Origin of the sequence: Bacteroides cellulosilyticus DSM 14838 (genome assembly GCF_000158035.1) — a bacterium.
GTDB classification, from domain to species: Bacteria; Bacteroidota; Bacteroidia; order Bacteroidales; family Bacteroidaceae; genus Bacteroides; species Bacteroides cellulosilyticus.
In genome coordinates, this window is sequence record NZ_EQ973495.1 from 678,664 (window position 1) to 692,172 (window position 13,509).

At 45.3% G+C, this 13,509-nt stretch carries 10 protein-coding genes; all 10 read left to right on the plus strand.

Annotation, left to right across the window (positions count from 1 at the left end; genetic code table 11):
* A partial coding sequence (locus tag BACCELL_RS24855; RefSeq protein WP_007214934.1) for a glycoside hydrolase family 43 protein occupies positions 1-623 on the plus strand: 623 nt, incomplete at its 5' end.
* A gap of 313 nt (positions 624-936) precedes the next feature.
* Entirely contained in the window at positions 937-2,076 is a 1,140-nt protein-coding gene (locus tag BACCELL_RS24860) for an aldose epimerase family protein (protein WP_007214935.1), read from the plus strand.
* Positions 2,077-2,112: 36 nt separating this feature from the next.
* Positions 2,113-3,855 (plus strand): sodium:solute symporter, encoded by a 1,743-nt coding sequence (locus tag BACCELL_RS24865; protein WP_007214936.1) that lies wholly within the window; start codon positions 2,113-2,115, stop codon positions 3,853-3,855.
* Positions 3,856-3,886: 31 nt separating this feature from the next.
* On the plus strand, positions 3,887-4,564 hold the full coding sequence (locus BACCELL_RS24870) for an NUDIX hydrolase (protein WP_022210008.1): 678 nt from the start codon (positions 3,887-3,889) through the stop codon (positions 4,562-4,564).
* A gap of 3 nt (positions 4,565-4,567) precedes the next feature.
* Positions 4,568-5,251, plus strand: coding sequence for an L-ribulose-5-phosphate 4-epimerase (locus BACCELL_RS24875; protein ID WP_007214938.1), 684 nt, complete (start codon positions 4,568-4,570; stop codon positions 5,249-5,251).
* Positions 5,252-5,293: 42 nt separating this feature from the next.
* Positions 5,294-6,802: an L-arabinose isomerase gene (gene araA, locus BACCELL_RS24880; RefSeq protein ID WP_007214939.1), complete on the plus strand. Its 1,509-nt coding sequence runs from the start codon at positions 5,294-5,296 to the stop codon at positions 6,800-6,802.
* Positions 6,803-6,804: 2 nt separating this feature from the next.
* Positions 6,805-8,403: a xylulokinase gene (locus BACCELL_RS24885; RefSeq protein ID WP_007214940.1), complete on the plus strand. Its 1,599-nt coding sequence runs from the start codon at positions 6,805-6,807 to the stop codon at positions 8,401-8,403.
* Positions 8,404-8,701: 298 nt separating this feature from the next.
* Positions 8,702-11,050: a beta-L-arabinofuranosidase gene (locus BACCELL_RS24890; protein WP_007214941.1), complete on the plus strand. Its 2,349-nt coding sequence runs from the start codon at positions 8,702-8,704 to the stop codon at positions 11,048-11,050.
* A 34-nt stretch (positions 11,051-11,084) separates the two neighbouring features.
* Positions 11,085-12,629 (plus strand): alpha-N-arabinofuranosidase, encoded by a 1,545-nt coding sequence (locus BACCELL_RS24895; protein WP_007214942.1) that lies wholly within the window; start codon positions 11,085-11,087, stop codon positions 12,627-12,629.
* Positions 12,630-12,804: 175 nt separating this feature from the next.
* Positions 12,805-13,509 (plus strand): thiamine pyrophosphate-dependent enzyme (locus BACCELL_RS24900; RefSeq protein WP_007214943.1); only part of this gene is annotated, 705 nt, incomplete at its 3' end.

A 13,509-nucleotide genomic window follows, 5' to 3' on the forward strand; every position in this document is an offset into this window, starting at 1 on the left:
AAATACCTTATAACACACGTGTTGCCCGTTCAAAAAGTATCACTGGTCCCTATTTAGGCATTGACGGTGCCAATGTTACCGAAGGAGCTGATATGTATCCAGTTGTTACTCATCCATATAAATTTGCCAATAGCGATGGATGGGTGGGGATCTCACATTGTGCTATATTCGATGATGGCAATGGCAATTGGTATTATGCTTCACAAGGACGTTTACCTGAGAGTGTAGACAATGCTATCATGCTGGGACATGTACGCAGTATTCGCTGGACCAAAGACGGATGGCCTTTGGTGATGCCTGAACGTTATGGTGCCGTACCTCAAGCAGCTATCACTGAAGAAGAATTAATTGGTGATTGGGAACATATTGACTTATCATATGCAATCGGTCAACAAAAGGAATCTTCAATAATGACATTAACTGATGATCATAAAGTATCAGAAGGTAATTGGAGAGATGCTTCCTGGAGCTACGATGCAACTACCCAAATTCTAACCATCAATGACATTGATTTATATCTGCAACGTGAAACAGACTGGGAAGCTAAACCCAGAATGCATACTATCGTTTATGCAGCTTATGGGAACAATAAAACTTATTGGGGTAAAAAAGCAAATAAATGAAGCAACAAGCAGTAACTATCCTTGTGGCCCCAGTTTCACCAATGTTTCAGCAAAAGTAGTTTCTTGTAGCCTAGCAGAAATAGAAGGATACAACATTAATTGCACATGCTATCTTGGTGAAGTAGTTATTAAGTAAATGTATAATAATCGCTCATTCTCATTCTGAAAAACTGCCTTGAATATCACTATATTCAGGCAGTTTTTTTACTTTTATGTTACATAACATATACAAGTGTTACTAATACACTCAATAAAAGTGTTACTTTTACACCCAAAATCGGATAATTATCTCATTTACATTTAAAATAGAACCATGAAAAACAGTTTTCTACTTGCAGGAATTGCCGCACTGATGTTATCTGCGTGCAATAATAAGCCAGCTCAGGAGTTGACTTTGTCCGGTCTGAATCCGGTGAATTTTCAAACAGAAGTGAACAATGCCAAAACAGGTCTTTACACCTTGAAGAACAAGTCGGGCATGGAAGTGTGCATTACTAACTTCGGTGGCCGTATTGTTTCCATTATGGTTCCCGACAAAAACGGGAATATGCAGGACGTTGTTCTGGGTTTCGACAGCATTGCTGACTATGTAAACATCCCGAGCGATTTCGGCGCTTCTATCGGCCGTTATGCAAACCGCATCAACCAGGGAAGAATCGTATTGGACGGAGAGACGATCCAATTACCGCAAAACAACTTCGGACACTGCTTGCATGGCGGTCCTAAAGGCTGGCAATACCAAGTATATGAAGCCAATCCGATTGATGAAACTACGCTGGAACTGACTCGTATCTCACCGGACGGTGACTCTAACTTTCCCGGCAACGTAACTGCTAAAGTTCTTTTCAAACTGACAGATGACAACGCTATAGATATAAAGTATAGCGCTACTACAGATAAGAAAACGGTCATCAACATGACTAACCACTCTTACTTCAACTTATCCGGTAATCCTTCAAAAGCTGCAACAGATCATATCTTATATGTAAATGCAGACAATTACACTCCGGTAGACAGTACTTTCATGACCACTGGAGAAATCGTAACAGTGAAAGATACTCCGATGGACTTTACTACTCCTAAAACAATAGGACAAGACATCACAAACTTCGACTTTGTTCAGTTGAAAAACGGAAATGGCTATGACCACAACTGGGTGCTGAACACAAATGGAGACATTGCTCAATTAGCAGCAAAACTGACTTCACCTGAAAGCGGTATCACTCTGGAAGTATATACCAACGAACCGGGTATACAAGTTTATACCGGCAACTTCCTTGATGGAACTGTAACAGGTAAAAAAGGTATCACTTACAACCAACGTGCTTCCGTATGCCTGGAAACACAACACTATCCCGACAGTCCTAATAAACCGGAATGGCCCAGCGTCGTATTGGAACCGGGACAAACCTACAACAGCGAATGTATCTTTAAGTTCTCAATAGAAAAGTAACTTCAAATTTAACAACTATAAAGACATCGAATTATTATGAATTGGAATTCAAAAGAATTTATTTGGCTGGATTGGACAATTCTCATTGTGGGAATTATCGCAGTAATATGGGCTGTATGGCGTGCCGTGCAAAAGGACAAACGCATGCAGCAAGGAGAAAGTAGTGAAGATTATCTCTTCGGTAAAGGAGAACCTTGGTATATCATTGGTGCGGCTATCTTTGCCGCCAACATCGGTTCAGAACACCTTGTAGGTTTGGCCGGTACCGGAGCAAAATCAGGCGTAGGCATGGCCCACTGGGAAATGCAAGGCTGGATGATTCTGTTACTGGGATGGCTTTTCGTTCCGTTCTACCAATTACTGAACAACAAGATGGGTAAGATCATTACCATGCCCGACTTCCTGAAATATCGCTACACACAGCGTACCGGTTCATGGCTTTCCATCATCACACTGATTGCCTATATTCTGACTAAAGTAAGTGTGACAGCTTATACCGGTGGTATCTTCCTGGAATTTCTGTTGGGCCTGCCCTTCTGGTATGGTGCTATCGGCCTGATTGTACTGACTGGTATTTTCACCGTATTAGGTGGTATGAAAGGTGTAATGACGCTCTCTGCTATCCAGACCCCGATTCTCATTATCGGTTCTTTCCTCGTTCTTTTCTTAGGACTTGCGGCTCTCGGCGGTGGTAGTATCTCCACCGGTTGGACAGAAATGATGGAACACGCACGCAGTGCTATGAATGTCGGTGCCGACGGACATGCTTACGGTGCCAACCACATGTTCCACTGGACCGAATCTGACCCAATGTACCAAGATTATCCCGGCTTCTGGGTATTTATCGGAGCCTCAATCATTGGCTTCTGGTACTGGTGTACTGACCAGCATATCGTGCAACGTGTACTCGGACAGCGTAAAGGAGAAGCCAACGATGTTGTAATGAAGCGTGCCCGCCGCGGTAGCATCGCAGCCGGTTACTTCAAGATTCTTCCGGTATTTATGTTCCTTATTCCGGGTATGGTTGCAGCTGCACTGGCCGCAAAAGGTGAGTTCGACATGTCGAACACGGATGCTGCCTTTGCCGTAATGGTAAAAGACGTATTGCCTGCCGGTGTGAAAGGTATCGTAACTATCGGTTTCATCTGTGCATTGGTTGCTTCATTGGCAGCTTTCTTCAACTCATGTGCAACGCTCTTCACTGAAGACTTCTACAAACCGATGTGCAAGGGTAAGAGTGAATCTACATATGTAATGGTAGGACGTATCGCTACTGTAGTTGTGGTAATCCTGGGTATGGCTTGGATTCCTGTTATGATGAGTTTAGGTAGCCTTTACGACTATCTACAAGGTATCCAATCACTGTTGGCTCCTGCCATGGTAGCTGTATTCGCACTCGGTATCTTCTCCAAGAAGATTACGCCAAAGGCTGGTGAATATGGTATGATCATAGGTTTCATCATCGGTATGGTACGCCTGCTGACCAATATCATGACCAATACAGGTAAAGATGTCATGACAGGCTGGTACTGGGAATATACCACATGGTTCTGGCAAACGAACTGGCTTATCTTTGAAATCTGGTTGTTAGTATTCCTGATCGTAATGATGGCGGTAGTGTCTTGTTTCACTCCGAAACCAACAGCTAAGCAAATAGAAGCCATTACCTTTACTGGCAGCTACAAACAACTCATCCGGGAAAGCTGGAACAAGTGGGATGTTATCGCTTCATTAGGAGTAGTAATTCTCTGTGCTTTGTTCTATGTTTATTTCTGGTAAATATTGTTCCAATAAAACCGTGCATACATCAATGAGCAATTATTATAGTATAAATCCCAGATTCTATATTTCAGTAGACTGTATCATCTTCGGCTTCAACGAAGGAGAACTAAATCTGTTATTGCTGAAGCGAAACTTTCAGCCGGCAATGGGAGAATGGTCTCTGATGGGTGGATTTGTGCAACAAGGTGAAAGTGTGGACAATGCGGCCAAGCGTGTACTGGCAGAACTCACTGGTTTGGAAAATGTATATATGGAGCAAGTAGGCTCGTTCGGCGAAGTGGAGCGTGACCCGGGAGAACGGGTTATCTCCGTCGCCTACTATGCATTGATCAATATCAATGAGTATGACCGTGAGCTTGTGCATCAACATAACGCTTATTGGGTAAACATCAACGAATTGCCACCTCTTATCTTCGACCATCCACAGATGGTGAAGCAGGCACGGGAATTGATGCAACAGAAAGCATCCACAGAGCCTATCGGCTTCAACCTGTTACCGAAGTTATTCACGCTGTCTCAACTGCAAAGCCTCTACGAAGCTATTTACGGTGAACAGATAGATAAGCGTAACTTCCGTAAACGGATAGCCGAAATGGACTACATTGAAAAAACAGATAAGATTGATAAAACAGGTTCCAAACGCGGAGCTGCCTTATACAAATTCAATGAAAAGGCATACCGCAAGGCACCGAATTTTAAATTATAAATTATGCTGGAAGAACTGAAAAAAAAGGTATTCCATGCCAACCTTGAACTGGTGAAGCATGGACTGGTTATCTTCACCTGGGGAAATGTATCGGCTATCGACCGTGAAACGGGACTGGTAGTCATCAAACCCAGTGGTGTAAGTTATGACGATATGAAGGCGGAAGACATGGTGGTGGTGGACCTCGATGGCAAGGTAGTGGAAGGACGCTTGAAACCGTCTTCGGACACTCCAACCCACGTGGTACTCTACAAGGCTTTCCCAGAAATCGGCGGTGTGGTACACACCCACTCTACTTACGCTACTGCCTGGGCACAAGCCGGATGTGACATTCCGAATATTGGAACGACACATGCAGATTACTTCCACGATGCCATACCTTGCACGGCAGATATGACAAAGGAAGAAGTGGAAGGAGCGTATGAAATGGAAACCGGAAATGTAATCGTGAAGCGCTTTGAAGGGCTGAACCCTGTACACACACCGGGAGTACTGGTAAAGAATCACGGCCCCTTCTCTTGGGGAAAAGATGCGCATGATGCTGTACACAACGCAGTGGTAATGGAACAAGTAGCTAAGATGGCAAGCATTGCTTATGCCGTCAATCCGAAACTGACCATGAATCCGCTGTTGGTGGAAAAGCATTTCAACCGCAAGCATGGACCTAACGCCTATTATGGACAATAAACAATTGATAATTAAAAACTAATAACTTAAAATTAAAGAATTATGAACGCATTTGATCAATATGAAGTATGGTTCGTAACCGGAGCACAGCTCCTGTACGGAGGTGACGCAGTTATCGCAGTAGACGCACACAGTAATGAAATGGTAGCTGGACTGAACGCCAGCGGTAAATTGCCGGTAAAGGTGGTTTATAAAGGTACAGTAAACTCTTCTAAAGAAGTAACTGAAGCTTTCAAAGCTGCTAACAATGATGAGAAATGTATCGGCGTTATCACCTGGATGCACACTTTCTCTCCTGCCAAGATGTGGATTCACGGTTTGCAGGAACTGAAGAAGCCGTTGCTGCATTTCCATACTCAGTTCAATAAAGAAATTCCTTGGGATACCATGGATATGGACTTCATGAACTTGAACCAGTCTGCTCACGGTGACCGTGAATTCGGCCACATTGTAACCCGTATGCGTAAAAACCGTAAGGTAGTGGTAGGGCACTGGCAAGATGAAAAAGCACAGGGTCAGATTGCAACATGGATGCGTGTTTGCGCCGGATGGGCTGATGCACAAGATATGCTGATTATCCGTTTCGGTGACCAGATGAACAACGTTGCTGTTACTGATGGTGACAAGGTATCCGCTGAACAAGTTTTGGGTTACCACGTAGACTACTGTCCGGTAAACGACCTGATGAAGTACTACAATGCAGTGGAAGACAAAGATGTACAGGCAATGGTAGATACTTACTTCAAAGAATATGACCATGCTCCTGAACTGGAAAAAGCCGGAACAGAAGCTTATACCAAAGTGTGGAACTCTGCAAAAGCAGAAATCGCTCTCCGTCGTATCCTGAAAGATACAGGCGCCAAAGCATTTACTACCAACTTCAACGACCTCGGTGACTTTGACCAGATTCCGGGATTGGCTTCTCAACGTTTGATGGAAGAAGGTTATGGTTTCGGTGCAGAAGGTGACTGGAAAACCGCCGCTTTGTACCGCACCACATGGTTCATGAGCCAGGGTATGCCGAAAGGTTGTTCTTTCTTAGAAGACTACACTTTGCATTTCGACGGTGAAAAGAGCGCTATCCTCCAGGCTCACATGCTGGAAGTTTGTCCGCTGATTGCTGAAGCAAAACCGAAACTGGAAGTACATCGCCTGAGCATTGGTATCGATAGCGAAACTGCACGTCTTGTATTCACCAGCAAACAAGGTGAAGGCGTAGCCGCTACTATCGTTGACCTGGGTAACCGTTTCCGCCTCATCGTAAACAAAGTAGAATGTATCAAGAGCAAACCGCTGCCCAAACTTCCTGTTGCCAGCGCATTGTGGATTCCGATGCCGAACCTCGAAGTAGGTGCTGCTGCATGGATTCTGGCAGGTGGTACTCACCACACCAGCTTCTCTTATGATCTGACTGTAGAATATTGGGAAGATTATGCAGAAATGGCAGGTATCGAAATGGTAGTTATCGATGAAAATACAACTATCAGCGAGTTCAAGAAAGAACTGCGCATGAATGAAGTATATTACATGTTGAACAAAGCGCTTTGTTGATTATGAAACTAGACGCAAAATCAACCATCGAAGCAGGCAAGGCCATTCTTGGTATAGAATTCGGTTCCACTCGAATCAAGGCTGTTTTGATTGACCAGGAAAACAAGCCCATCGCTCAAGGAAGTCACACCTGGGAGAACCAGTTGGTTGACGGACTTTGGACATATAGCGTTGAGGCCATCTGGTATGGACTGCAAGATTGTTACGCCGACCTTCGCTCAAACGTGAAGAAGCTCTATGACATAGAAATAGAAGCTTTGGCGGCAATTGGCGTCAGCGCCATGATGCATGGTTATATGGCGTTCAATGATAAAGAAGAGATTCTCGTGCCCTTCCGTACTTGGAGAAACACCAATACAGGTCAGGCTGCGGCTGCTTTATCAGAACTGTTCGTTTATAATATTCCTTTGCGTTGGAGCATTTCTCATTTGTATCAGGCTATTCTGGACAACGAAGAACACGTAAAAGATATCAATTATCTGACAACGCTCGCAGGTTTTATCCATTGGCAGATAACCGGTAAAAAGGTATTAGGCATAGGCGATGCATCAGGTATGCTCCCTATAGACCCGGTTACCAAGAACTACTCCGCTGAAATGGTGGCCAAGTTCGACGAGTTAATCGCTCCGAAGGGATATAACTGGAAATTGCTGGATATTCTTCCCAAGGTATTGTCGGCTGGTGAAAATGCTGGTTTCCTGACACCGGAAGGTGCTAAGATGCTCGACGTATCCGGCCATTTGAAAGTTGGAATACCGGTTTGCCCGCCCGAAGGAGATGCAGGTACCGGTATGGTTGCAACCAATGCCGTTAAGCAGCGTACAGGAAACGTATCGGCAGGTACATCTTCATTCTCCATGATTGTATTGGAGAAAGATCTGTCAAAGCCCTACGAAATGATCGATATGGTTACTACTCCCGATGGAAGTCCCGTAGCCATGGTACATTGCAACAACTGTACATCTGACCTCAACGCATGGATCAACCTGTTCAAAGAATACCAGGAACTGCTGGGTATACCTGTAGATATGAACGAAGTATATGGAAAACTCTACAACCATGCCCTGACAGGCAATGCAGATTGTGGCGGTCTCATTTCATTCAATTACATCTCAGGCGAACCTGTAACAGGATTTGCAGATGGAAGACCGATGTTTGTACGTTCGGCCAATGACAAGTTCAGCCTTGCGAACTTCATGAGAACGCACTTGTATGCTTCTGTCGGTGTCCTCAAGATTGGTAATGACATTCTTTTCAAAGAAGAAAAGGTGAAAGTTGACAGAATCACAGGACACGGAGGTTTGTTCAAGACTAAGAATGTGGGTCAGAGAGTACTTGCAGCAGCATTAAATTCACCGATTTCCGTAATGGAAACTGCTGGTGAAGGTGGTGCATGGGGTATTGCGTTACTGGGTTCATTCCTTGTGAACAACGAGAAGAAGCAACCTCTCGACGCTTTCCTGGATGAGCAGGTGTTTGGTGGAGATGCAGGTGTTGAGATAGCGCCTACAGCTGAAGATGTAGCAGGCTTTAACGCATACATCGAAAACTACAAAGCAGCACTGCCCATCGAAGAAGCAGCAGTGAAATTCAAAAAGTAATTCCTACTTCAAGGAATAAACGAATGTAATAGTAGAGGGAGAAGCTTCGGCTGCCACGTGGGTGCTGTTGGCACCGGAGCAACTCCCTATACATTCGTTCTACAAGCTCGGACAATTCATTGAATCCGGCAAAGCATCGTTACCAGCTTAGGCAAAGTACCGTTGCTCGCTCAGGCAAGGTATCGTTGCCCGCCCTGACAAAGCATCATCGTCAGTTCTGACGAAACATCGTCGTCAACTCTGACGAAGCACCTTCGTCAGTAAGCAAATAATCTCTATACCTCAAATATAATATAATATGAAAACGATCCTTATTACTTACCTGTCCCTTTTTTGTTTTCTCCTGACCGGGAAAGCTCAAACCCAACAAGAAGTTTCCTATTTCCCTTTGCAAGATGTTAAGCTGTTGGAAAGCCCCTTCCTGCAAGCTCAACAGACTGACTTACATTACATCATGGCCATGGAGCCCGACCGCCTGCTCGCCCCTTTCCTGCGCGAAGCCGGACTGACGCCCAAAGCGCCAAGTTATACCAACTGGGAAAACACCGGACTGGACGGACACATCGGCGGACATTACATTTCCGCACTCTCCATGATGTATGCCGCTACCGGAGACACAGCCATATACAATCGTCTGAACTATATGCTGAACGAACTACATCGTGCACAGCAAGCCGTAGGCACCGGATTCATCGGAGGAACTCCCGGAAGCCTGCAACTTTGGAAAGAAATTAAAGCCGGGAATATCCGTGCCGGAGGTTTCGACCTCAATGGCAAATGGGTACCCCTATACAATATACACAAGACTTATGCCGGACTGCGCGACGCTTACCTCTATGCCGGAAGCGACCTTGCCCGCCAGATGTTGGTAGCCCTCACCGACTGGATGATAGACATCACCGCAGGACTCACCGACCAACAAATGCAAGACATGCTCCGCAGCGAACACGGAGGACTGAACGAAACTTTCGCTGATGTTGCCGAAATCACAGGTGACAAGAAATACCTGGAACTGGCACGCCGTTTCTCCCATAAAGTAATTCTGGACCCTCTTGTGAAGGATGAAGACCGCCTGACAGGCATGCATGCCAACACACAGATACCGAAGGTTATCGGCTACAAACGTATCGCCGACCTTGCACAAGACCAGAACTGGGATCACGCTGCCCGCTTCTTCTGGAACACAGTGGTAAATCATCGTTCCGTCTGCATTGGTGGCAACAGTGTACGCGAACATTTTCATCCGGCAGACAATTTCACATCCATGCTCAATGATGTGCAAGGTCCGGAGACTTGTAATACTTACAACATGCTTCGCCTGACGAAGATGCTTTACCAGACTTCTCCCGACATTCGTTTTGCCGATTATTACGAACGTGCTTTATATAATCATATCCTTGCCTCACAACAGCCTACAAAGGGTGGATTTGTTTACTTCACCCCTATGCGTCCGGGACACTACCGCGTTTATTCGCAGCCGGAAACATCCATGTGGTGTTGCGTCGGTTCCGGATTGGAGAATCACACCAAATACGGAGAGTTTATTTACGCCCATGCAAAGGATACACTGTATGTAAACCTCTTCATCCCCTCCCGTCTGACCTGGAAAGATAAAAAGATAACCCTGGTACAGGAAACCCGTTTCCCCGACGAAGAGCAAATCAGATTCCGCGTGGAAAAGAGCAAGAAAAAAGCATTCAGCCTCAAACTCCGTTACCCCTCCTGGGCTAAAGGCGCCAGCGTTTCCGTTAATGGAAAAGTACAGGAAACGAATGCCCAACCGGGAGAGTACCTGACCATTCACCGCAAATGGAAAGCCGGAGATGAAATTACACTGAATATGCCCATGCAGGTTGCCTTAGAGCAAATACCGGATCGGGAAAATTTCTACGCATTCATGTATGGCCCTATCGTACTTGCCAGCCCCACAGGGACAGAGAATATGGACGGGCTTTATGCAGATGACAGCCGTGGCGGACACATTGCCCATGGCAAACAGATTTCCATGCAAGAAATACCGATGCTGGTAGGTTCCGCCGCATCTCTGCCCCAATCACTCCGGAAGATAGACGATGACTTGGTTGCATTTACTTATACCGGTAGCGTCTATCCGGCACAGAAAGAAGCGCTGAAATTGATTCCTTTCTTCCGTCTTCACGATTCCCGTTATGCTATTTATTTCCATCAGGTAACCGAAGCTGAAGTAGAAAGTATCCGCAAAGAAGTGGCATTGAGCGAACGTAAAGCAATGGAACTTGCCAACCAAACTGTAGATCTCATTTTCCCCGGTGAACAACAGCCTGAATCGGATCATGGCATTCTATATGAACAGGCAGAAACCGGAATCAATAAAGACCGTCACTTCCGACGTGCCAAAGGTTGGTTCAGTTATAACCTCAAAGTAAAAAAGGAAGCCAGCCAGCTGATGATCACTGTACGGAAAGAGGATTATACCAAGGTAGCCATCCTTCTTAACAATGAAAAACTGACCGTTAGTCCTACGATCAGCAAACCTGATAAAGAGGGTTTTATAACGATCTGTTATTCTTTACCCCAAAAGTTAAGTGCAGGCAGCTATCCGATACGCTTCAGTCCCGACGGAACAGAGTGGACACCTACTATTTATGAGGTCCGCTTACTCAAATAATAACATTACGAACATCATATAACTAATAACCATTATGAGAAACAAACTATTATTCAGCAGCGTTCTTTTAGCTGCATCCGTATCGCTGTCCGCACAAAAGAGTGCAACGATCACGCTTCATGCCGACCAAGGCACACAAGTTATTCCCAAAGAAATTTACGGCCAGTTTGCCGAACATCTCGGTACCTGTATCTATGGTGGACTTTGGGTAGGAGAAAATTCGGATATTCCCAATATCAAAGGTTATCGTACCGACGTATTCAATGCATTGAAAGAACTCCAGGTTCCCGTACTTCGTTGGCCGGGTGGCTGTTTTGCCGATGAATATCACTGGATGGACGGTATCGGTCCGAAAGAGAACCGCCCCAAAATGGTAAACAATAACTGGGGAGGTACAATTGAAGACAACAGTTTCGGTACACATGAGTTCCTCAACCTCTGCGAAATGCTGGGTACTGAACCTTATATCAGCGGAAACGTAGGTAGTGGTACTGTAGAAGAACTGGCAAAATGGGTAGAATACATGACTTCCGAAGGAGATTCTCCGATGGCAAGACTTCGCCGCCAGAACGGTCGTGACAAAGCATGGAAAGTGAAATACCTCGGTGTAGGCAACGAAAGCTGGGGCTGCGGCGGAAGCATGCGTCCTGAATATTATGCTGATTTGTATCGCCGTTACTCCACTTACTGCCGCAACTACGACGGCAACCACCTGTTTAAGATTGCCAGTGGTGCCAGCGATTACGATTATAACTGGACTAAAGTCCTGATGGATCGCGTAGGCGGACGTATGAACGGACTCTCTCTCCATTATTACACCGTAACCGGCTGGAGCGGAAGTAAAGGAGCAGCCACTAAGTTCGACAAAGACGATTATTACTGGACAATGGGTAAGTGCCGTGAGATAGAAGATGTTATCAAAAAGCATTGTGCCATCATGGATGAATATGATCCTAAAAAGCACGTAGCCCTCATGCTCGATGAGTGGGGTACCTGGTGGGACGAAGAACCCGGCACTATCCCAGGACACCTTTACCAGCAGAATACCTTGCGTGACGCTTTCGTTGCCTCTCTTAGCTTCGACATCTTCCACAAATACACCGACCGTCTGAAAATGGCAAATATTGCCCAAATAGTAAATGTATTGCAATCCATGATCCTGACAAAAGGTAAAGACATGGTACTGACTCCCACTTATTATGTATTCAAGATGTACAATGTACACCAGGATGCCACTTACCTCCCACTCGATCTGAACTGCGAGGTCATGGATGTACGCGATAATCGTAAAGTACCTATGGTAAGTGCCACAGCTTCTAAAGACAAGGACGGCAAGATCCACATCTCAATGTCTAATATCGATGCCGACAATGCACAGGAAATTACTATCAACCTGCCGGATGTAAAGGCAAAGAAAGCCGTTGGTGAAATCTTAACTTCTGCCAACCTGACGGATTACAACTCTTTTGAGAACCCTAATAATATAAAATTAGCTCCGTTCAAAGAGGTAAAAATCAATAAAGGCGTACTGAAGATAAAACTACCAGCCAAGTCTATTGTTACTATAGAGTTACAGTAAATCAGTCGAAAAGACTTATTGTATTTTAAACAAGAAGCTAGCGGAAGTACAGCAAAAAAAGAGGCTCTTTCTTTGTTGCGAATTACGCATAAAGAGTTATCTTTGTCGCTGTTAAAATTAACAAGTGACACTTCAACCTGCTTTATTATAGTATTCAAATCAAATAAATATCAATATGAACGACAACAAACTTATGAACCGTGCAGCGGATAATATCCGTATCCTCGCTGCCTCTATGGTTGAGAAAGCTAATTCCGGTCATCCGGGCGGTGCCATGGGCGGTGCCGATTTTGTGAATGTACTCTTCTCTGAGTTTCTGGTGTATGATCCCGAAAATCCTGCATGGGAAGGTCGTGACCGCTTCTTCCTGGACCCGGGTCACATGTCACCGATGCTCTACTCTCAGTTGGCATTGGCAGGTAAATTCACACTGGATGAACTGAAGGAATTCCGCCAATGGGACAGCCCCACTCCGGGACACCCTGAACGCGACATCATGCGTGGTATTGAAAATACTTCCGGCCCGCTCGGCCAAGGCCATACTTTCGCAGTGGGTGCAGCTATCGCAGCTAAATTCATGAAAGCCCGTTTCGAAGAAGTGATGCAGCAAACCATCTACGCTTATATTTCGGACGGTGGTGTACAGGAAGAAATTTCTCAGGGTGCAGGCCGTATCGCAGGTGCACTGGGACTGGATAACCTCATCATGTTCTATGATGCCAATGACATCCAGCTTTCTACTGAAACCAAAGACGTAACTATCGAAGATACTGCCAAGAAATACGAAGCTTGGGGCTGGAAAGTGATCAAGATCAACGGTAATGATCCCGACGCTATCCGTGGCGCTTTGAACGAAGCGAAAGCAGAAAACGAACGTCCT

Coding starts and splice junctions, on each gene's coding strand:
- BACCELL_RS24860 (WP_007214935.1), top strand. CDS start 937: ATGAAAAACAGTTTTCTACTTGCAGGAATTGCCGCACTGATGTTATCT.
- BACCELL_RS24890 (WP_007214941.1), top strand. CDS start 8,702: ATGAAAACGATCCTTATTACTTACCTGTCCCTTTTTTGTTTTCTCCTG.
- BACCELL_RS24895 (WP_007214942.1), top strand. CDS start 11,085: ATGAGAAACAAACTATTATTCAGCAGCGTTCTTTTAGCTGCATCCGTA.
- araA (WP_007214939.1), top strand. CDS start 5,294: ATGAACGCATTTGATCAATATGAAGTATGGTTCGTAACCGGAGCACAG.
- BACCELL_RS24865 (WP_007214936.1), top strand. CDS start 2,113: ATGAATTGGAATTCAAAAGAATTTATTTGGCTGGATTGGACAATTCTC.
- BACCELL_RS24875 (WP_007214938.1), top strand. CDS start 4,568: ATGCTGGAAGAACTGAAAAAAAAGGTATTCCATGCCAACCTTGAACTG.
- BACCELL_RS24870 (WP_022210008.1), top strand. CDS start 3,887: ATGAGCAATTATTATAGTATAAATCCCAGATTCTATATTTCAGTAGAC.
- BACCELL_RS24885 (WP_007214940.1), top strand. CDS start 6,805: ATGAAACTAGACGCAAAATCAACCATCGAAGCAGGCAAGGCCATTCTT.